The 19,380-nt window shown below is 37.3% G+C and carries 21 protein-coding genes and 1 tRNA gene; 1 reads left to right on the top strand and 21 read right to left on the bottom strand.

Going from position 1 to position 19,380, the window contains the following annotated elements; all coding sequences use genetic code 11:
• Positions 1-111: 111 nt before the first annotated feature.
• The 20 genes from Q4489_RS06450 to Q4489_RS06355 all read right to left on the bottom strand — a co-directional run bounded on the left by Q4489_RS06450 (position 112) and on the right by Q4489_RS06355 (position 16,958).
• Positions 112-1,335 carry a beta-ketoacyl-ACP synthase gene (locus Q4489_RS06450; protein WP_303478246.1) on the bottom strand — a complete coding sequence of 408 codons (1,224 nt, stop codon included), beginning with the start codon at positions 1,333-1,335 and terminating at the stop codon, positions 112-114.
• Entirely contained in the window at positions 1,335-2,060 is a 726-nt protein-coding gene (locus tag Q4489_RS06445; RefSeq protein WP_303478245.1) for a 3-ketoacyl-ACP reductase FabG2, read from the bottom strand. Before Q4489_RS06445 ends, Q4489_RS06450 begins: the two co-directional genes overlap by 1 nt.
• A complete protein-coding gene (locus Q4489_RS06440) occupies positions 2,057-2,512 on the bottom strand; it encodes a hotdog family protein (RefSeq protein WP_303478244.1) in 456 nt (151 codons plus the stop codon). Before Q4489_RS06440 ends, Q4489_RS06445 begins: the two co-directional genes overlap by 4 nt.
• Entirely contained in the window at positions 2,493-3,698 is a 1,206-nt protein-coding gene (locus Q4489_RS06435) for a beta-ketoacyl-ACP synthase (protein ID WP_303478243.1), read from the bottom strand. The genes Q4489_RS06440 and Q4489_RS06435 overlap by 20 nt, the downstream gene beginning before the upstream one ends.
• Entirely contained in the window at positions 3,698-4,246 is a 549-nt protein-coding gene (locus Q4489_RS06430) for a DUF3261 domain-containing protein (RefSeq protein WP_303478241.1), read from the bottom strand. The genes Q4489_RS06435 and Q4489_RS06430 overlap by 1 nt, the downstream gene beginning before the upstream one ends.
• Positions 4,231-5,472 carry an NAD(P)/FAD-dependent oxidoreductase gene (locus Q4489_RS06425; protein WP_303478240.1) on the bottom strand — a complete coding sequence of 414 codons (1,242 nt, stop codon included), beginning with the start codon at positions 5,470-5,472 and terminating at the stop codon, positions 4,231-4,233. The genes Q4489_RS06430 and Q4489_RS06425 overlap by 16 nt, the downstream gene beginning before the upstream one ends.
• A gap of 1 nt (position 5,473) precedes the next feature.
• Positions 5,474-7,690: an MMPL family transporter gene (locus Q4489_RS06420; RefSeq protein WP_303478237.1), complete on the bottom strand. Its 2,217-nt coding sequence runs from the start codon at positions 7,688-7,690 to the stop codon at positions 5,474-5,476.
• A gap of 9 nt (positions 7,691-7,699) precedes the next feature.
• Complete coding sequence (locus Q4489_RS06415) at positions 7,700-8,269, bottom strand: outer membrane lipoprotein carrier protein LolA (RefSeq protein WP_303478236.1); 570 nt, start codon at positions 8,267-8,269, stop codon at positions 7,700-7,702.
• Positions 8,257-8,685 carry a thioesterase family protein gene (locus tag Q4489_RS06410; protein ID WP_303478234.1) on the bottom strand — a complete coding sequence of 143 codons (429 nt, stop codon included), beginning with the start codon at positions 8,683-8,685 and terminating at the stop codon, positions 8,257-8,259. The genes Q4489_RS06415 and Q4489_RS06410 overlap by 13 nt, the downstream gene beginning before the upstream one ends.
• Entirely contained in the window at positions 8,675-10,213 is a 1,539-nt protein-coding gene (gene hutH / locus Q4489_RS06405) for a histidine ammonia-lyase (RefSeq protein WP_303478233.1), read from the bottom strand. The genes Q4489_RS06410 and hutH overlap by 11 nt, the downstream gene beginning before the upstream one ends.
• A 12-nt stretch (positions 10,214-10,225) precedes the next feature.
• Positions 10,226-11,179 carry an acyltransferase gene (locus tag Q4489_RS06400; RefSeq protein WP_303478232.1) on the bottom strand — a complete coding sequence of 318 codons (954 nt, stop codon included), beginning with the start codon at positions 11,177-11,179 and terminating at the stop codon, positions 10,226-10,228.
• Positions 11,176-11,910: a glycosyltransferase family 2 protein gene (locus tag Q4489_RS06395; RefSeq protein ID WP_303478231.1), complete on the bottom strand. Its 735-nt coding sequence runs from the start codon at positions 11,908-11,910 to the stop codon at positions 11,176-11,178. Before Q4489_RS06395 ends, Q4489_RS06400 begins: the two co-directional genes overlap by 4 nt.
• On the bottom strand, positions 11,911-12,270 hold the full coding sequence (locus tag Q4489_RS06390) for a thioester dehydrase (protein ID WP_303478229.1): 360 nt from the start codon (positions 12,268-12,270) through the stop codon (positions 11,911-11,913).
• Positions 12,263-13,597: an AMP-binding protein gene (locus tag Q4489_RS06385; protein ID WP_303478228.1), complete on the bottom strand. Its 1,335-nt coding sequence runs from the start codon at positions 13,595-13,597 to the stop codon at positions 12,263-12,265. Before Q4489_RS06385 ends, Q4489_RS06390 begins: the two co-directional genes overlap by 8 nt.
• Positions 13,584-14,150 carry a hypothetical protein gene (locus Q4489_RS06380; RefSeq protein WP_303478226.1) on the bottom strand — a complete coding sequence of 189 codons (567 nt, stop codon included), beginning with the start codon at positions 14,148-14,150 and terminating at the stop codon, positions 13,584-13,586. The genes Q4489_RS06385 and Q4489_RS06380 overlap by 14 nt, the downstream gene beginning before the upstream one ends.
• Positions 14,147-14,398 carry an acyl carrier protein gene (locus Q4489_RS06375; RefSeq protein WP_286272171.1) on the bottom strand — a complete coding sequence of 84 codons (252 nt, stop codon included), beginning with the start codon at positions 14,396-14,398 and terminating at the stop codon, positions 14,147-14,149. The genes Q4489_RS06380 and Q4489_RS06375 overlap by 4 nt, the downstream gene beginning before the upstream one ends.
• A gap of 8 nt (positions 14,399-14,406) precedes the next feature.
• Positions 14,407-14,667: a phosphopantetheine-binding protein gene (locus Q4489_RS06370; RefSeq protein ID WP_303478225.1), complete on the bottom strand. Its 261-nt coding sequence runs from the start codon at positions 14,665-14,667 to the stop codon at positions 14,407-14,409.
• Positions 14,664-15,431, bottom strand: coding sequence for a 1-acyl-sn-glycerol-3-phosphate acyltransferase (locus Q4489_RS06365; protein WP_303478222.1), 768 nt, complete (start codon positions 15,429-15,431; stop codon positions 14,664-14,666). The genes Q4489_RS06370 and Q4489_RS06365 overlap by 4 nt, the downstream gene beginning before the upstream one ends.
• Positions 15,428-16,141, bottom strand: a complete 714-nt coding sequence (locus Q4489_RS06360; RefSeq protein ID WP_303478221.1) for a beta-ketoacyl synthase chain length factor — start codon at positions 16,139-16,141, stop codon at positions 15,428-15,430. The genes Q4489_RS06365 and Q4489_RS06360 overlap by 4 nt, the downstream gene beginning before the upstream one ends.
• A 196-nt stretch (positions 16,142-16,337) precedes the next feature.
• On the bottom strand, positions 16,338-16,958 hold the full coding sequence (locus Q4489_RS06355) for a fumarylacetoacetate hydrolase family protein (RefSeq protein WP_303478220.1): 621 nt from the start codon (positions 16,956-16,958) through the stop codon (positions 16,338-16,340).
• A gap of 278 nt (positions 16,959-17,236) precedes the next feature.
• Here Q4489_RS06355 and Q4489_RS06350 point away from each other — a divergent pair, with 278 nt between their 5' ends.
• Entirely contained in the window at positions 17,237-18,967 is a 1,731-nt protein-coding gene (locus Q4489_RS06350; protein ID WP_303478218.1) for a potassium/proton antiporter, read from the top strand.
• 243 nt (positions 18,968-19,210) lie between these two features.
• Here the strand turns inward: Q4489_RS06350 and Q4489_RS06345 are convergent.
• Positions 19,211-19,298 (bottom strand) — tRNA-Ser (locus Q4489_RS06345).
• Positions 19,299-19,380: the final 82 nt, after the last annotated feature.

Here is a 19,380-nt window from a genome sequence, read left to right as displayed (position 1 = left end):
CCTGCACCATACTCAAATATGGGTTTATTCCTTGGCGCTGAATAACTCTTATTGCTTACAAAACTTAATAGTATCAATAAAATAAAACACCTTAAGGAACTCATCACTTACTCACGACCACTTTTTAAAAATAAGCGAAGTGTTTATGCCACCAAAAGCAAAATTATTACTCATGACGTATTGAGTATCAATGTTCCTAGCTTCTTCTCGAATATAATCTAATGACGCACAATTTTTATCAACATTATCTAAATTTAACGTGGGTGCAAACCACTTATCATTCATCATGTTAATGCAAGCCCAAGCTTCAATGGCCCCACATGCTCCTAACGTATGACCTAAATAGCTTTTTAATGAACTAATAGGTACTTGCCCAAAAACATGTTCCGTTGCAAAAGACTCCGCAATATCACCACGTTCTGTAGCAGTACCGTGAGCATTAACATAGCCGATATCTTTCGCACTAAGTTCGGCATCTTCGAGTGCTAAGTTTATCGCCGCTGTCATTGTTTCTTGCGTAGGCTGAGTAACATGAACACCATCAGCATTAGTACCATAACCTACAAGTTCAGCTAAAATATTGGCTCCTCTCGCTTTAGCATGCTCTAACTCTTCTAAAATTAACGTACATGCCCCTTCACCAATGACGAGTCCATCTCGACTTTGTTCAAAGGGTCTAGGTGTTTTTTTGGGTGTGTCGTTTTTCACACTTGTCGCAAATAATGTATCAAATACCGCAGCTTCAGTAACGCAAAGCTCTTCTGCTCCACCAGCAACCATCACTTTTTGTTTACCATACTTTATTGCTTCATAAGCGTAGCCAATGCCTTGCGAACCAGAGGTACAAGCAGAACTAGTGGTAATAGTTCTCCCTTTTAGCTCAAAGAAAACCCCAACATTCACCGCGGTAGTATGGGCCATCATTTGAATATAACTAGTGGCAGTAACGCCATTCATTTCACCGTTTTTCATTAAGTTACCAAAAGGAACGATAGGTGAAGTCGATCCCGTTGAAGACCCGTAAGCGATCCCCGTTGAACCATCAGTTAAACAAGGCGCCTCACTTAGCCTAGCTTGTTCTATTGCTCGCTCTGTTGCAACGGTTGCCATTAAAGACACTCGTCCCATTGAACGTACTTTTTGTCGCTTATAATGTTTAGGTTTTTCAAAGTCTTTTACTGGTGCAGCAATTCGCGTATTCAGACCTTCTACAAAATCCCACTCTGGCATATTAACTACAGCGCTTTCACCTTGATTAAGCGCTGATTTAAAGCTTTGCCAATCTTGCCCTAACGCTGTAATTGCTGACATTCCTGTAACCACAACACGCTTCATTATATAAGCCCACCATTAACCGATAACACTTGTCTTGTTATATAAGCAGCGTCATCTGACATGAGGAAAGCTACAGCGCCTGCAACTTCTTTTGCCTTCCCTGCTCGCTTTAACGGTATCATTTTAAGCATATCGTCAAGAGGGAGATCTGCCGTCATTTCAGTTTCAATTAAGCCTGGAGCCACACAGTTAACAGTAATTTTTCGCTTGGCTAACTCTAACGCTAGCGCTTTTGTCGCACCAATCACTCCCGCTTTTGCGGCGCTATAATTTACTTGTCCACGATTACCGGCAATTCCTGAAACAGATGCCATAGTAATAATTCGTCCGCCTTTACGAGCTTGCACCATTGGCATTACTGTTGGGTGAACAACATTATAAAAGCCTTCTAATCCTGTTTTAATCACGTCATCCCAATCATCACCTGACATAGCAGGAAAAGCCATATCACGTGTTATGCCAGCATTACAGACAACACCGTAATATGCGCCAAACTCTGCAATATTAGTTTCGATTGTGTTTTTTGCTAACACTCTGTCGCAAACATCAAATTGTAATACTGATGCGTTACGACCAAGCGCAATGATCTCAGCTGCAACTTTATCTGCTTTGTCTTTTTGACTACGGCAGTGTACGGTGATATCAAACCCTAGTTCAGCGAGTTTTAATGCTATTTCGCGCCCTATACCTCGACTAGAACCTGTTACTAGCACACGTTTACTCATTGTTGTTCCTTTAAAAATTCTTTCGGATTCTCTGGTTGATACGCATTAACTTTTGCTTGTGCAACAATACGCTCATCTAACGAAATGGCACATTCGAACACACTTAAGCCAGATGATTCTCTATATAATTCTTCTATTGAAATTTGATAGGTTTCATTTAACTGGAAGCTTGTTTGATAACAATGGTATTTTCTACTTCCTAATAAAAAGCCTATTTCTATTGGCTTGCCTTGTTCTTGCGCTTTAGCACCTGCAAAAGCAGCAATAGATTGCGCCATATATTCAATACCAATGTAACTATGTACGCCTTTAATACTGGGTTGATAGAAAGCCGATGCTTTAGTTATATCTACTTCGCAAGTTGCATGCGTTTCGCTAAAGTGTATCAATCGAGAAATTAAGATCATTGGCTCTCGATGAGCGATCAACGCTTCAATCGCGTAATTTTTCATTTTCTTTACCCAAAATAATACTGATGTTATTCCCTCCAAACGCAAAGGAATTTGACAAAGCATTTTCTAACGAAACGCCGAGAGAGCCCTGTGAAATGGCAATCTTATCAAAATTGGCATCTATACCGAAATCACTTTTATTGATAGGAATATTATCTTCAATATTTAATGATGATAACAACAACCATAAAATACCTGCCTCTATCCCTCCGGCAGCGCCTAGTGTATGGCCGGTAAAACGCTTTGTTGAACTGCAAGGGACTTTAGCACCAAAAATTTCAGCTACAGCGTGTGTTTCCATTTCATCATTTTTAATTGTTGCTGTGCCATGTAGATTTATATAATGGATATCGTCAACTGTTAACCCCGCATTATTAAGCGCTAGCTCCATTGCCGCTTTTGCGCCTTCGCCTTCAGGGTGTGGCGCAGAAATATGGTAAGCATCAGATGTTTCACCAACGCCCTTCAATTTGATATTCGCAGGTTTTTTCGACATAACAAACAATGCCGCCCCCTCCCCAATATTGATACCATCTCGCTCAGCCGACAACGGGTTACAGAATTGATTTGCGATTGACTCAAGTGAGTTAAATCCGTTGTTGGGTAAATGGCTTAAGGTATCAACTCCTCCGCAAATAACCATATCAACTAAATTGCTGTTAAGTAAATTTCTGGCGCTCGCAAGTGCTTTACTACTTGAGCTACATGCTGTTGAAATAGTATATACAGGTCCTTTAGCACCCACTATTTCGGCTATAAAGTGAGCAGGTGAGGCCATTTCTTGTATACTATAGTGATAATTTTCAGGCCATATGCCTAACCCCTTATGGGCTGCTCGCGCTATTTCACCTTCTTTGATCCCTGAGGTACTTGTTCCTAACACAACTGCAACTCGTGAAGGGCAAATATCAGCATTAATTTGGTTAACGGTTTTTTCAATTTGTTGATATGCTAATAATGATAATTGGTTGTTTCTACTTTGAAAATGTAAAGGATATTTTGTTAAATCAGGCATTTCGTTAGCATTTAATTTTACTTGTCCACACTGAAACACTTTGTCTGAATCAAGTGCTTGCCGCCAAGGTGTCAAATACTCTTTACTTGGTCGATTGATAAGTGAATCAAATACTTGTTCTTTACAATTACCTAGCGAGCAAACAATTCCTAAATCATGTAAATAGCTCATTAGTCTGCCTTTATTTTTTTAATCGTCATTTTGTATTGTCGTTGTAAATGGTGAAACTCAGTTACATTTTCCAAATACGTGATTTCAATCACAGGTTGCTGATGAAAGTAAATGGTACGATGCTTATTTATTGCGTTTTGATTTTCTATGAGTCTTCCACCTGATAACTGCAAAGATAACTTATCTGCTGGCAGTTGAATTAACTGCATGTCAGCTAACATATGAGCCGGATCAATATCGAGTGGTATGTATCGCTTTATATTGACGTTTCCAACCACATCACGTGTTAATTCAAACAAGGGCATACCCTGCAATGATACTGCAACGATTGCCAGTTTCCCTTGTGAGTATTGAGTATTTACGAGCATATTATATTGCTGATTTTGTTGTATAACAGTTAACAAGGCTTGCTCGTAGTACTTCACTCCTACCTCATTGGGTAGTAGGTTCAACACAACACCTTTTGCGATAGATACTTTTGTTGTTTGTTGAATAGCTGAGCAAGAAAGTAGCAATATTGAAAATATTATGGCTATATATCGTTGCATAACTTAACCAATACATTTAGTCGTCTTTCACTCTGAGCAACATATGGATTTTTGTCATCCCACGCATATCCAGCTAAAATAGAACTGATCATCTCTTTTATTTGCGATTCCTGTTGCTCGAAAAATATAACATCTTGAAAACGCCCATCATACCAAGCGCTAACAAATGTTTTAAAACAATCAATACCTTGCTTTAAGGGAATAGCAAAGTCATTTTCAATATCAACAGGTTCACCTTTAATTTTCTTATCAACAATCGGCGTAATTAAAGACGCTGACTTCATTGCAATGGTTACCCCTGAAGAAAATACCGGATCTAAAAACTCACCTGCATTCCCAAGCAAAGCATAATTATGACCGTATAACCTATCAACATTTGCAGCATAACCTTTAATCACTCGAGCACTATTGATGAAGCTGGCTTCGTTTAATAAATGTTTCAGATTTGGCGCTTGTTCAATAAAAGACTCCAGTAATTGATTCGCAGTTAACTGTTGATCAAACATTGATGGTTCGCCTACTACACCAATACTTGCCGTTCCATCAGCAAAAGGAATTAACCAGTACCAAATATCTCTAAATTCTGGATGCACCGTAATTAAAATTTTATTTCTATCGAAGTTTACGTCTGTAATATTATCTTTAACATGAGCAAAACAAGATTGTCTGACAGGAAAACTTGACGGTGTCTCTAGCTGTAATAATCGAGGAAGAACCCGGCCAAAACCACTCGCATCTAATAAAAACTTTCCTGTCGCTTGATATAATTCACCATCATCTGTTTCAATATCGACCACTGGGCTTTCACCCTCTACATCAATTTTTTTCACTATCTGACCGTAGCGAATATCTACGCCTTTTTGTTTAGCGCCATCGGCAAGCAATTTATCAAAACCAGCACGTTTAACTTGATAAGTCGTTCCTGGGCCTTCTGTAAATTTTTGCGTAAAATCAAAGTCAGTGTATTTTCCTTGATGGCAAAATGCTGCACCATTTTTAAATTGAAAAGACAAACTGTTAGCTGATTTTTCAAGACTCTCTAATAAACCTGCTTGTTTGATAAATGCCATGCATTGTGGCAATAAACTTTCACCAATTGAAAAACGAGGAAAATGTTCCTTTTCAATAATTAATACTTTGTGGTGTAAATTTGCAAGCATTGCTCCAGCCACTGCGCCTGCTGGGCCAGCACCTATTATGATGACATCAACATGTTCAATTTTCATTTCATTCCTTTGCCACTATTGGGGCCAATATATAAATCAAGAGCAATCCTACAGTGACAGTCAAGCCAAAACTATATATAGCCGGAGTTTGACTAAATGCTAACATTCCAAAAACCAGTATTGATGAAGCAGCAGATAAACTCACTGCTAAAAAGTTTGCTTGGCTTAGCTGCCGTTCACGATAAAAGATTAAGTAATCTACCGCCAAGCCAATTAGTAACATTGCACTCAACAAATTAAAAATAGACAAAGTGCCATTGAATAACTGTGAAATAAAGAGTGCGCTATAAATAGAAGCGACCATAACCATGGCAGCTTTTAGCATTGTTTTTAATTCGTATCGTATTAATAACAATAGTAAAATAGCCCCTATAGCAGCGATAAGCCAATAACTAAGCGCTTGTCTAAATTGCTGCACAACGTCAGTCAATGACGATTGTTTATCAAATAAAATTGTCTGATTTTTATCGGCCAAAAACGAGGATATTGCTTGTTTAGGTATTGCACTTAACTCCATCACTGACACATGACCATTCTCAGTACCAGTATATAAATGGTTAACGTACTGCATTTGTAGACTTTGAGAAAAGTTATCAAATGTTAAATAAGCTCCATTACTAGGTAGTTGAAATGTAGGAACCATTTTTGTTAACAATGAAAAAACATCGTTTTCCTCCGCTTCTTTAAAACGTTGGAAATTAAAAATTTGCTGTGTTTTTGAAGGGAGCCAATCACTTAATTTATTGATGTTAACTAAGGGATATGCTGTACGTAATTGGGCAGCGATAACTTCTTCTTTTTGTAACAAGGCCTCTATTGAGTTAGCGTAGATGAACACTCGATAAATTGACTGCTGATTGAGCAATTTAAAATGATAGCGTTCAGCGTCTATCAGTTCGTCAGAGCTAGCATTTAATGAAGCAATATTATCGTCAAATTGTAATGGTTTAAATATGGAAACCACAATAATTGTACCTACAACCGTTAAAACAATCGGCTGAAACTTTAACAGTAAGGATTTAAATTCTCTTAGGTTTAATATGCGCACTGAAGATTGATTTAGATCTTGAAAAATTAACACTCTTTCTAGCCATAAACTGGTAAAAAAAGCAGCTATTAATCCAAAGCTAACAAATACGGCAACCTGTTTTAATATCAATAGCGGGGTAAAATAAAATAAGCCATAACAGATTAGTGTTGTCACCAAAGCAAAAAACAATGTCTTCCCTACTCTATGCCTCGGCCTTACATACTTACTTGTCAAAACATGTAAGCAATAATCCACGGTTAAACCAATTAACGTCACACCAAAAACGAGCGTGATCACATGTATTGATTCAAAACTCCACATCAGTGCACAAAGTCCTACTAAAAATGCATTGCCCACCGTCAGCATGATCCAAAAAACAGGAATAATCGAATGAAATGCCCAGACGACTAAAACGATAGTGGCTAATAGACTTAAGCTGCCAAAAACACTCATCTCCCACTTAGCGTTCGCTGCATTCTCAGCGGTATGTAACAGTATACCGGACGTTTTTATGGTTAATTCTGGGTATTGCAATAATGTTTCACTCACCAATCGTTTAACTTGTTCTGATATCACTATCGTCTGGTTAATATCAACTGGCGGTTTTTCAGTCTCACGCACATCAATAAAAAGTAAAATAGGTTGCTTAGGTGAGCTTGTAGCGATGAAATAGTTTTCTTTTACTGTTACTGATGAGTATTGGAAAAGCCTTTCGTGAATAAAACTGGCAGTTGCAAGGCTGGGATCATTTGTAAAGGTTTGGCTGACAATTGGATTTGCTACTTGCGAAAGCTGTTGATTAAAATAATTATCATAACGCTTTTTCGTTGATATATTTTTTCGAAAATCATTTGAAAGAACACTACCAGTATACTGGCTATAAAAATTCGCTAATTGATTTATTCTGTCTTTATTTGGCAAAGTAGCTTGCCAACCTTTTTGTTGGATGTTAGATAGCATGTGTTGATAAGCTACTACTTTGTTTTCGCCAGCAAATGAGACAATAATTTGATTAGCCGAACGTTGGAATAGCTTTTTTTCAGCATCAATAACAAATTCAGGATAATCTGATGCAGGTAATGTACTTAAGATATCTGCTTGAACATTAATACCTTGTCGAGCTAAATACAGCAACATCATTACTGTGATTAACACTTGTACAATCAATAGCCCGATTCGCTTTTTCATTACAGCTCTTTAATTTTCAACGCTTTTATCAGCAGGTGTTATCTTCAAGTCAGTATAATTTCCACTGCTTTCGTTAATGCGAATGGAAAGTCGTTTACCTTGGTAACAAAACTGAATACTTTCACCAATCAAAGCAATTTTATTATCTAATGGTAACAAGGTTATACAGTTATTAACTTTACTTTTTTTAAAAGAAAAGTATGTTTTTAACGCATACAAATCACCCTTAATTAATGCTTTAACAACATTAATATAGTGATTAGCCAAAGGTAGTTCCACCCGAATTTCTGAACCATTCTGTTGCCAAAGTTTTTCACCATCAAAAATTAATGTGCTACGAACCGGCTCAGTCGTCACCCATTTAAAATTGTTGCTTGTTTGACGATAAAAGCCAGTAGAAATAAAAGGTGTCGCTAACACTTTAAAAAATTTTTTCTGTTTAAATGTTCCGTTGGTGTTTTGTTCAGGAGTTATTGATAACATTTCCATCGCTTGCTCAGCATTGAGCTCGAAGCTATGTATTGACTGTGACCATACAATCACCAACAACGAACAACAGAAAAAAATTAACTTAACCATGATTGAATTTTATCGATAAAAAGTTTCGGACTTTCAAATTGCATCTCGCGCGATTCAATATCAACAGCAACTTGAATGGTGTAGGCTTTTGTTAATTTTTGACCAGTTTTCACATCAGAAATGATATAGTCTATTTTTAATCGAGACTCATACTCTTTTAGGTAAGCATCTACACGGATCAACTGAGAAAAGTACGCTGAATTTACATACTTTAATCGCATATCAATAATCGGCCACATAAAGCCAGATGCTTGCATTTGCAAATAGTCATAATCAATTTTACGTAATAGCTCTCTACGCGCTTCTTCTAAGTACCGAGCATAGTTACCATGCCAAACAACCTGCATAGGATCACAATCTTGAAAAGGAATATCTATTTCAGCATAAGCACTGATTAACGCATCTTTACTCTTCATATAAAGGCCAACGTTGATTTTGAATATGACTGATCGTTTGTCTTAGCGTACTCTCTAACGGTCTATCTTCTGATAAATCTGGAAAATAATTCGCAATGTCTTGATACATAGTAATCAAACTAGGCGATAATGAATCTAATGTAAGCTCATTATTTGCTAATCTAATACGAATTCCTTGTACGGCCGCAAGTAATGTACTTGCTAATACTTGCTCCGTTAATTGTAAAACACGTAAACCATCCCGCGCAGCAATAGTGCCCATGCTGACTTTATCTTGATTATGACACTCTGTAGATCGAGAAAACACACTTGCAGGCATTGTTAATTTCAATGCTTCTGCTGTGTAAGCAGAGGCTCCTATTTGTACTGCTTTAAAGCCATGGTTTATATAACGACGTTGATCGCAACTTGAAGTAAGGTTTGCTGGTAAGCCATTGTTGTAACGGGTATCTACTAACGATGCAATCTGTCTATCAGCTAAATCAGCAAGGTTCGCTACGGCAGTTTTCATACTGTCCATCACCATCGCAATATGACCACCATAAAAGTGCCCACCATGAAGTACATGTTCACCTATGCCATCAATAATCGGATTGTCATTTGCTGAGTTTAACTCATTTTCTATGGTGGTTTTAAAAAATGGCAAGCTATCTTGCAACACACCAATCACATGAGGAGCACAACGTATTGAGTATCGATCTTGAAGCCTATCCGCATTTCGTGGGTGTTCATGATGATTTAAATCATCTCGAATACGTTTCGCAACAAGTTGTTGGCCTTGATGCGGTTTAACCGAAAATAAAATTTCATCAAAATGATGGCTATTACCTTTAAGCGCTATGCTAGATAAAGACGTGATGCGAGCTGCTATTTTTGCTAAATATTGTGCACGGTCATAAGCTAAACACGCCAACGCTGTCATCACAGCTGTTCCGTTCATAATCGCGAGCCCTTCTTTAGGACGTAAAGTAATGGGGGTTAACGCTAGCTGTTTTAAAATATCGCGGCTTGCTGATACTTTGCCTTGATAATAAACATCACGTTCACCTACTAACGCGCCAGCCACGTATGATAAAGGAGTAAGATCACCACTAGCACCAACAGAGCCTTCTTGTGGGATCACAGGAATAATATTTTCATTGATAAACGTTGACAGCAAATTGAGTAAATCCCAACTAACTCCTGAATACCCTTGAGTTAAAGATGCTAGTCTAGTAGCTAAAATCGCTTTCCCTTGAGTTTCATCAAAATAATCGCCTAGACCACAGCCATGAAAACGCGTTAAGTGTAACGGCAACTCTTGAACGAGATCTAAAGGAATTTCAGTAGTGACAGAATCACCATAACCTGTTGTAACGCCATAAATCACGCCATCTTCCGCTAATAAAGCGTCTAGAAACGTTACAGCGCTCTCAATACGTTCAACGAAATGTTTATCGCTAGTAATTTCAACAGCAACATCACCGGTTGCAATTGCAACGATATCTTCGATGGCTAGTCTGCCTTGACCAAATACGACTGAATTCATTTTTACCCTAACTTATTTTTCTTTTCTTCTACTTACAGTTTCATCTTTCTGCCAGAAGTCAAAAAAATTAAACCATTGAAACGGATAACGCACCGCATAATACGCTAATCGTTCAGCATATGCAGTGATAACCTCTTTTAAAATAATGTCTCTTTGTTTTCTCGGTAAGCTAAGCCCGTTGCTAACATGTTCAAAAATAACATGAAAACCACCCTTTTCTTTAAAGCAAAAAAACCAATAAATTGGACAATCTAACAATGCGGCAAGTATAAACGGCCCTTGAGAAAAGGCAGCATCTTGACCTAAAAATGGCACATACTCCACGCGATTTTGTTGAGTAACACTAGTTCTATCGCCAACTATTACTATCATTTCACCGTTGTCGACTTTTTCTTTTAGTGTAATAGCTAGTGCAGGTGACATTGCACCAACTTGAATTAAGTTAATCGCAACACCATCATTCAAACTTTGCAGCATTTCGTTAAACTTTACGGCATGATCAGTAAAAACAAGCACGTTAATTTTTGTTGTATACTTTCCGTAACTTAATGCGCGACATACTTCTAAATTTCCTAGGTGTGAACCGATAAAAATTGCCCCTTTGTTTTGTTCAACTAATCGAGGAAATACTTGGCTATCGTTATAGGTTAAATCTTGTTGCTTTATTCTGTTCAGCCATGCATCTAACTTATCAAATGCTGAATCTGCAAATTGACAAAAATGTTTTAAACTGGTGTAAAAACTAGGCTTAGGTACATCACTATTGACACGATGCGCTTGTTTAAAAAACTGATACGACGCTAACCTTGCTCTGCTTCCTGTAAGGAACATAAATAACACCACTGGAAAAAGCACTAGCCATAATAGCCTTCTACCAAATACTCGATAAACCCATAAAAGAATTTTTAAGCCAACCCTTGAGCCTCTTTCTTCCATTTTCGCCCAATGTTGGTTACTTTTCTTCATTGTTTGAATTTTCTCGCAATTAAGATTGGCAATCTAAGTAACATACCAAAGCATAATTTGGTGTGCATCCATGAAATTCTGACATTATCTTCAAATGCTTTAAAATGAGAAATTCCGTTTTGAGGATAAATAACATTTGTTTCTATAAATTGAGTTCTAACCCCTCGCCAATAAAGACGAACTAAAATTTCAATATCAAAATCCATTCGTTTGCCGATTGCCACGTTATCGAGCAAAGCAACACTTGGCTTTAATGGGTAAACACGAAAACCGCACATCGTGTCTTTTAATGACGTTGAAAGAGTTTCGATTATCACCCAAAAATGCGTAATATAACGAGCTAAATAACGAAGCTTGGGTATAGAATCATCATAAACAGGCTTTCCACTTATAACCGAATGTGGGAATTGTTGAGATAACGCAATTAACGCTGGAATGTCATCAAGACAATGTTGGCCGTCTGCATCCACTTGAATGGCATAATCAAACCCTTCTGCCAATGCATATGTTAGCCCAGTTTGAACTGCCCCACCTTTGCCTTGATTAGTTTCATGATGTAATAACGTTAATAACGGCTCTTGAGCAGTAAGCGCTTCTAAGTCTGACTTTACCTGTAAATCACTACCATCATTAACCATGAAAATTGTTAGACCATGCTTAGCTAATGCCGTTATTTGAGCGGCTAGGTTTTCAATATGGTTATAATTAGGTATCACAAAACAGTATCGCAACTAGGTTTCCTCTAACACTATTCGCCCTGAAGCATGTGTACCTTTAGCTGAAATGTATTTAAAGGTAAATTTATCTGCACTTTTTAGTGTTAATAGCAGTGTCACTTTCATGTTAGGAGTGATTACTTCTTGAAATTTTAACACTTCAACATTTTTAACCGCAGAATTCGAAATCGATAAATATTCTCTAGCAAAGTGTATTGCCCAATCTAGCTGCACAACACCTGGCAAAATTGACGCTTGTGGAAAGTGGCCTTTAAAGTAATCAATATTCTCAGCAACGAACACTGACATTGATACTTCATTATCAAAAACCTTAACAGCTTCAATATTTGGTAAAATATTTGTTAAATCAGACAAACAGCTTCTCCAATTCATTCATTGGTAATTTTCCCTGTGCATTATAAGGGAAGCGTTCTACAAAACGCCATTTACGTGGTAGCGTTACTCGTTCAAAATATTGTTGTAGATATGTTTTTAATTGAACCGTTACGCTTCGTGAACCTTGCTCTGCTAGTGCCGATTTTCCCAAAGGGGTTAATACCACAACAGCTGCTATTATTGTTCTTTGTTGTTTCAACTCAAAAAGTTTAACACTTTCAATCCATTCATGCTGGCAACACACCTCCTCCATATGCGTTAAATTAACTCGTTTTTCTTCAAGTTTAATGGTTCGATCTACCCTGCCTAGCAACCGTAATTTTCCCTGCTCTATTTGGCAAATATCATCAAGCTGTAATGTATCTTCTTTCACAAAAGGTGAATGAAGTAATAATCGATGAGAGCTAGGGTCTACTTCACATTTTACACCAGGGAACAATTGCCAAAGTTCATCAGACGGTTTACAAACATGTCGATATGCAATTCCTCCGGATTCTGTACTGCCATAAATTTGCGTTATTGGTTTTTGAAATTGTGCAAATAAACGTAATGCATGACTAACTTCTAATTTTCCCCCAGAACAAAAAACAACATGCAAATGATGTTGATACCTTGCGATAACGTTGTCTTCAACTAAACGAGATAAAAACGCAGGACTCGAAACTAACACTACGTGTTTGTGATGACGTATAACGTTAGCAATATGCTCAGGAAATTCTTGGGTTTGATAAACGGTATTGCCATTTTTTAACGGAAGTAGGGCTCGAAAAAGCAAACCATAAATATGTTGGTGTGAAACCGTGGAAACAAAAGCACTTTCTGCTGACATTGGAAACAGTTTTGCTAATGTTAACAATTCTTTATTTAATAATGACCAGTTTTTGATAATAGCTTTTGGTTTGCCCGATGTACCTGAAGTAAAAAAAACAACCTCACTACTTTCAGGCCAAATTGGCGCCGACATTTTTTCAGTGAATAAGCACGCATCTTCAATCGAAGGCATATCACTGATTAATATATTACCAGCAGTATAGTCAGCAGATTCGGCGATACTTTCAAGCGTACCAACTTGTTCGTTAGGCGGTAAAATCACACTAACGTTTTCAATACCCAAAGCCAAAAACCGCACTAAAAAACGGTAAATATTAGCGTCGTAGAGCATAACTTTTATCGAAGAACGTACCGCAATGGTCGTTTTAATTAACCGTCGATATTGTTCAACATCTTGAAGAAAGTCATCACTGGAATACGGCGATTGCCCAGAAAACAACTGAGGATTTTCACCAATAAATTTATTTATTTTCATCGTTTTTTTGTACTGAACGCCTAACCAATAACTCTATTAAAAAAACTATTGCCATAGCAATATAAGCGATAAAGCCGTTATACAGCACCCACGCTTCTTTTGATAAGCACAATGTTGTGTACGTTGATATGGAAGCATTTAAAACAAAAAAAATGCACCATACCTTGGTAACATTTTCAGTATAATGAACCGCTTTCTCACTTAAATTATCATTTGTAATGCGAGCGAAAGTTTCAATCACACAAGGCTTTCTCACTAGCGAATAACTGAACGCCAAAAACAAAGCAACATTGACAATAACAGGATAAAATAAAATTCCACTATCTTGATTGATAATGATGGAAAATAAGATGACGCATGCACCTAAAACCGTCGACACAGGCAACCAAGGCATTTTATTCACCAACGATTTAGATAATTGAAATCGCAAGATCACGATACTCAAAAGCGCAATACCAAGCCAACGGGGTTCAACGTATTGTAAGCCAAAATAAACAATAAACGGGTAGACAATTACAAGTCCACCCAATAGCACAGTTAGCGGAGTTTTCACTTGGTCAATAATAATGCTTCAAGTTCATCAATAACATCACCAACCGTTCTTACGCGTTTAAACGCATCAGGGTTAATTTTTTTTCCAGTTATTTGGCTTAACTTAACAACCAAGTCAACAGCATCGATACTATCTAGCTCAAGTTCTTCATATAAATGTGTTTCCGGCTTGATATCAGCTTCATCAACCTCGAAATCTTCAACTAAAATTTCGCTTAATGTTGTTAACATTTCTTCTCTAGACTTCATCTGTATACCTATTGATTTTTAACACTTCGTATAAATTCGACCAAACTATTCACTGACGAAAAATGCTGTTTAGTTTCTTCTGAGTTTGCATCAAGTTTAATATCAAAACGTTTTTTAATCGCTAAGCCTAATTCTAAAGCATCAATACTATCTAATCCTAAACCATCTACAAATAACGGTTCATCATTTTTAATATCGTCAACAGTAACATCTTCCAGATCCAAAGATTCAATGATTAACATTTTCACTTCGAGTACTAAATCACTCATATTCTTGCTATTTCCTCTCGGTAATGCTGTTCTAAAACAGCGGTAAACTGACGACTCATTTTGCTCATTGCATTCTCACCAGTAAAAGTAAATGACGGTGTTTTATTGGCTAACATTAAACTAAATACAAAGCGTTTATTTGGAATATGATACCATTTTTCCGCTTTTGTTAAGGTCGTTGGCTCAACGTTTATTAAAACTGGCGTTATAGGAGCGTTACAACGCAAAGCAATATTGGCTGCTCCTCGTTGAAACCTTACCACTTCACCAGGTATTGTTCGTGTTCCTTCAGGGAAAATAATAAGGTTATTTCCACAATGAAGTGATTGCCGGCAATCTTCAATTACACCATCAGCACAATCATTACTGATATACCCAGTGTTACTTAAAATGGCCTTAATAAAAGGGTTGTTAAATAAGGTTGCTTTAACAACACAATCTGCATTTGGAATAATAGAAATAAGCACAACAACATCAATTAGTGAGGGATGATTAGCCATCACTATATTTCCTGACAAGTGCTCGAGGTGGTTCTTATTTTCAATGTTAAATTTTGCTGTGCCACTATATTTTAATAAGCATACAAAACCTTTAAACAAGTAATGCACCATTTTACGTGCTTTACGCTTTCTTTTGTCTCTATTTGAATAAATTAAAACTTGTAACGGACAAATAAAAATAGAGATAATCAAACCTCCAAAACCGAAAACAAAAAAACAAAACCCTGTTGCGATTAACCGCCAAACATAACTGATATGGTTCACGTTATCGCCTTAACAAACCAGTTACTTCTTCGTCCGTGCAATAAGCAATCGTTGTGTTTGTTGGTCAGGAATTCTCCAAAAACTATGCCATGAGGCAATATGGTGTTTTCATCAAGTGCGCTTTGTTCACGATGCTCAATGATTAGCTCTTCACCGGTAGTAATGTTTTTAGACATTATAAATGCTAAACAATGGTCAATTTGTTTTTCATCTTGATAACCGATGTATTCAATCGGTAATGCTTGATCGCAATGAACAACGAGTACTTGTTCGTTGTTATCATTCATCAACTTGGCATACGCATCAATTATTGCCATCAACAATGACTCTTTCCCAGCAGAAACGGTATTTGATGCGGCTTTATTGTTCGTTAAAATACTGAGTAACCCAGCAGAAGCATTATGCACAGACATACTGAACCTCGCTGGTGATAGACTTTCATTTAACGCTAAGGAATCTAAAAGGCTAGCTGTTTTATGTAAATCACCATGTCTGGAAGAAAACACAACAGGAATAGGATCTCTATCACGATTGGCCTCTGATGCGCAGTATAATGCCATTTTAGTAAAGGCACTCAATCGCCTTCTTTGCATAGGGGCAACCCAATCTAATTTTGGTAATTCATGCTTATCAAAGCAATGGCGACCATCGGTTAGCGATGATTTATTTTCAGCACTTAAATAGCAAAAATTATTGACATAAAACCGCATTTAAATGCATCCCTACACCAGTTCTGGTTGTTCAATTAATGGTACTTGTTCTTGCAGACGGCGAATTATATCGGGTATTGAAATATATTCAACATGTTAAACATTTGTACAATCAATTTATAATTTACTTATAGCATTACTGGAATATTCCGCGGTTTTATTCTGTAAACATTTAAACGGTTAAACAAAGCCTCGGTTATTGTGCTACCCAACTTTTTGACACTAATAAATGTTCACCTAAATAAACGTTGCCTTCAAATAAGTCACCTTTTGAAATCTTACCAACCCCTTTAGGTGTGCCAGACATAATAATGTCGCCATCATTTACAGTAGTAAAAGATGATAATTCAGTTAATATTTCATTAGGTTTGTGCATCATCAATTGAACACCTCCTTGTTGGGCAACCTCATCATTTATAGTGAGCACTAACCTTAAAGTGTTATTGATATCATCAGGAGTAATCGTTTTAAAATCACTGAATACGGCAGCTCCGTTAAACGCTTTGGCGCGTTCCCAAGGTAATCCGCTCGTTTTTAATTTAGCCTGTAATGCGCGCTTAGTCAGATCAATACCAAACCCTACAGCTGAAAACAGCCCTTTTTCAACAATAAAACAAAGCTCTGCTTCGTAATGCAAAGGTTCGTCATAAAACGAGTAAAGCTCTTTTGATATTGCTGAATTAGGCTTGTTGAAAACGACCATTTCTTCTGGAATTTCATTACCAAGCTCTTCAATATGTTCAACATAATTCCGCCCGATACAAATAATATTTGAAGGTGTTACTTCACGAGTTCCAATATTTACTGAATTTAACATAGTGCGTTTATATTCCTATAACTTGCCAATTTATAAAATGACCTTTCATTCCCATTAAATAATAAATGATCACAATTTTGAAACAACTGTTAAATAAGCAGCCTGTGCGCACTGAATTATTATCGAATCATGGGGATTGTGGAACTAACTTACTAAACTGCCTACCGCTCACAACAAAAAACATAACAAATAATTAAATTTTATGTGTTGAATTAATTACCATATAATAAAGGTTTACCTTATTAGTTTCGCGCATAGGCGCGAGTACTGGGGAACTAATGTTTCTGATTGATCAGTTTATTCTACTTGCAGCCGCACTTATTCTAATTGGTATTTTGTCGAGTCAATTGTCTGCTCGTTTGGGCTTACCTGTTTTAGTACTCTTTTTATTAGTTGGTATGCTCGCAGGGGAAGATGGTCCTGGTGGAATAATGTTTGATAATGCTGAAGCAGCGCATGCGCTAGGAACGCTGGCATTAGCAATGATATTGTTTGACGGTGGTTTACAAACACCTTTTAAATCAATTAAAAAGGTGTGGAAACCAGCTTCTGCATTAGCAACTCTTGGTGTACTTATCACCGGGGCAGTTACCGGATACGCGGCAGCCTATATCTTAGATTTACCCTTATTATATGGAATGTTAATTGGCGCTATTGTTGGCTCTACTGATGCTGCTGCTGTATTTTCACTATTGCGCAATGCCGGTATTAATTTAGACAAAAAGCTTAGCTCTACACTTGAAATCGAAAGTGCATCAAACGATCCAATGGCCATCTTCCTTACCGTAGGTCTGTTAGAAATTTTAGTTAATGGGATGGAGCCCGGCACCCAATTATTAGCATTATTTGCCTCACAAATGGGTTTTGGGGGATTGTTCGGGTTACTAATCGGTTGGTTATCAGTCAAATTAATCAATAACACTCAGTTATCAGCAGCAGGTCTATACCCTGTGCTAGTAGCAGCCTGCGGTTTATTGTCATTTGGTATAACCGCTTATGTTGGCGGAAGTGGGTTTTTAGCTGTGTTTATTACCGGCACGGTTATAGGAAATAGTCACTTTATCGCCAGAAAAAACACATTTTTATTTCACGACGGCCTTGCTTGGCTGAGTCAAATAACAATGTTCTTAGTACTCGGTTTATTAATAACCCCTTCATTATTATTAGAGGTTTGGCTAGAAGGCCTTGTTATAGCACTCGTATTAATTTTTATCGCTCGTCCTTTGGCAGTAATTCCAATTCTCGCGCTTTTTAGGTTTAGATGGCGAGAAATCACCTTAGTTTCTTGGGTGGGCTTAAGAGGCTCTGTGCCTATTATTTTAGCGATATTCCCTTATATATTTGGGTTACCCGGAGCCGCGCTTATCTTTAACGTAGTGTTTTTCGTTGTTCTTATTTCAGCAACGGTTCAAGGCTCTACCTTGGCTTTAATGGCCAAAGCATTAAAGCTAACATTGCCGCCTCAAGAGAAGCCAGCAGCCACATTAGAAATTATGTCACTGAAAGATGTAAATGCTGATATTGTAGAAATCACTATTGATGAGAAATCACGTGCGGTAGAGCGACGGTTATCACAACTTGCCTTACCTGAAAGTGCCGTAGTTGCAATGATTACCCGAAACGATAAGATAATCGCACCAAGAGGCTCAACTCAATTATTGACGGGCGATCATTTATTTATTGTATTAAAGCCTGCAATTAGGTCTTTTGTGAATTTTGTTTTCTCTAGTAAATCAAAGCGAAAAAATCTCAATACTTTGCTAGACGAATTTAAAGTTAAAGCTACTACAAGAATATTAGAATTATCTCACTCCTATAATATAGAAGTAAATGGCTCTGAAAACGAAACCTTAGAACAGCTCATTAAAAGTAAACTCATAGATAATGTAGAAGTTGGTAAATCGGTTATTTTAGAAAATGTTGAATTAACCATTCATGAAATGCTAATGGATAGAATCATTACTGTCGGGGTAAAAATGACGGCCCGTAAAATCACTAATAGTAAATGAAATGGCTAAAACGATGTTTGGAACCAATGAACTAAGAGCAATAGTATCATTAGTTAACTCTTTTCATTTCAATCGAAGTAACTTTTAGATTACCTCCTTACAGTAAAATGTGGGGATTGCCGAATACCCATGAGAAAACTGTATTAATTTATAGCTTAGTTTCGATGTTATCGAATTAAAAAGCAGCTGCAAAAGCTATTTTTTGATATGAGGAAATTCATTGGATAATAACAGAAGAGAAGATGGCGGTGACGGAGAGATTCGAACTCTCGAAAGGTTGCCCTTTACACACTTTCCAGGCGTGCTCCTTCAGCCACTCGGACACGTCACCTAAATTTGATTCATTTTTATAGCGATAAACTTTTTACAGTGTTTATCGACACTGGGTGGTTTGGCTGAGCACGCCAAGCGTG

This window comes from Thalassotalea sp. 1_MG-2023 (genome assembly GCF_030546745.1).
Classification (GTDB): Bacteria; Pseudomonadota; Gammaproteobacteria; order Enterobacterales; family Alteromonadaceae; genus Thalassotalea_C.
This window is presented reverse-complemented; position numbering and strand designations above follow the sequence as displayed.

What these genes read in the sequence shown, in the direction of transcription:
- Q4489_RS06450 (WP_303478246.1), bottom strand. Translation starts at nt 1,335, where the DNA reads ATGAAGCGTGTTGTGGTTACAGGAATGTCAGCAATTACAGCGTTAGGG.
- Q4489_RS06445 (WP_303478245.1), bottom strand. Translation starts at nt 2,060, where the DNA reads ATGAGTAAACGTGTGCTAGTAACAGGTTCTAGTCGAGGTATAGGGCGC.
- Q4489_RS06440 (WP_303478244.1), bottom strand. Translation starts at nt 2,512, where the DNA reads ATGAAAAATTACGCGATTGAAGCGTTGATCGCTCATCGAGAGCCAATG.
- Q4489_RS06435 (WP_303478243.1), bottom strand. Translation starts at nt 3,698, where the DNA reads ATGAGCTATTTACATGATTTAGGAATTGTTTGCTCGCTAGGTAATTGT.
- Q4489_RS06430 (WP_303478241.1), bottom strand. Translation starts at nt 4,246, where the DNA reads ATGCAACGATATATAGCCATAATATTTTCAATATTGCTACTTTCTTGC.
- Q4489_RS06425 (WP_303478240.1), bottom strand. Translation starts at nt 5,472, where the DNA reads ATGAAAATTGAACATGTTGATGTCATCATAATAGGTGCTGGCCCAGCA.
- Q4489_RS06420 (WP_303478237.1), bottom strand. Translation starts at nt 7,690, where the DNA reads ATGAAAAAGCGAATCGGGCTATTGATTGTACAAGTGTTAATCACAGTA.
- Q4489_RS06415 (WP_303478236.1), bottom strand. Translation starts at nt 8,269, where the DNA reads ATGGTTAAGTTAATTTTTTTCTGTTGTTCGTTGTTGGTGATTGTATGG.
- Q4489_RS06410 (WP_303478234.1), bottom strand. Translation starts at nt 8,685, where the DNA reads ATGAAGAGTAAAGATGCGTTAATCAGTGCTTATGCTGAAATAGATATT.
- hutH (WP_303478233.1), bottom strand. Translation starts at nt 10,213, where the DNA reads ATGAATTCAGTCGTATTTGGTCAAGGCAGACTAGCCATCGAAGATATC.
- Q4489_RS06400 (WP_303478232.1), bottom strand. Translation starts at nt 11,179, where the DNA reads ATGAAGAAAAGTAACCAACATTGGGCGAAAATGGAAGAAAGAGGCTCA.
- Q4489_RS06385 (WP_303478228.1), bottom strand. Translation starts at nt 13,597, where the DNA reads ATGAAAATAAATAAATTTATTGGTGAAAATCCTCAGTTGTTTTCTGGG.
- Q4489_RS06375 (WP_286272171.1), bottom strand. Translation starts at nt 14,398, where the DNA reads ATGAAGTCTAGAGAAGAAATGTTAACAACATTAAGCGAAATTTTAGTT.
- Q4489_RS06370 (WP_303478225.1), bottom strand. Translation starts at nt 14,667, where the DNA reads ATGAGTGATTTAGTACTCGAAGTGAAAATGTTAATCATTGAATCTTTG.
- Q4489_RS06360 (WP_303478221.1), bottom strand. Translation starts at nt 16,141, where the DNA reads ATGCGGTTTTATGTCAATAATTTTTGCTATTTAAGTGCTGAAAATAAA.
- Q4489_RS06355 (WP_303478220.1), bottom strand. Translation starts at nt 16,958, where the DNA reads ATGTTAAATTCAGTAAATATTGGAACTCGTGAAGTAACACCTTCAAAT.
- Q4489_RS06350 (WP_303478218.1), top strand. Translation starts at nt 17,237, where the DNA reads ATGTTTCTGATTGATCAGTTTATTCTACTTGCAGCCGCACTTATTCTA.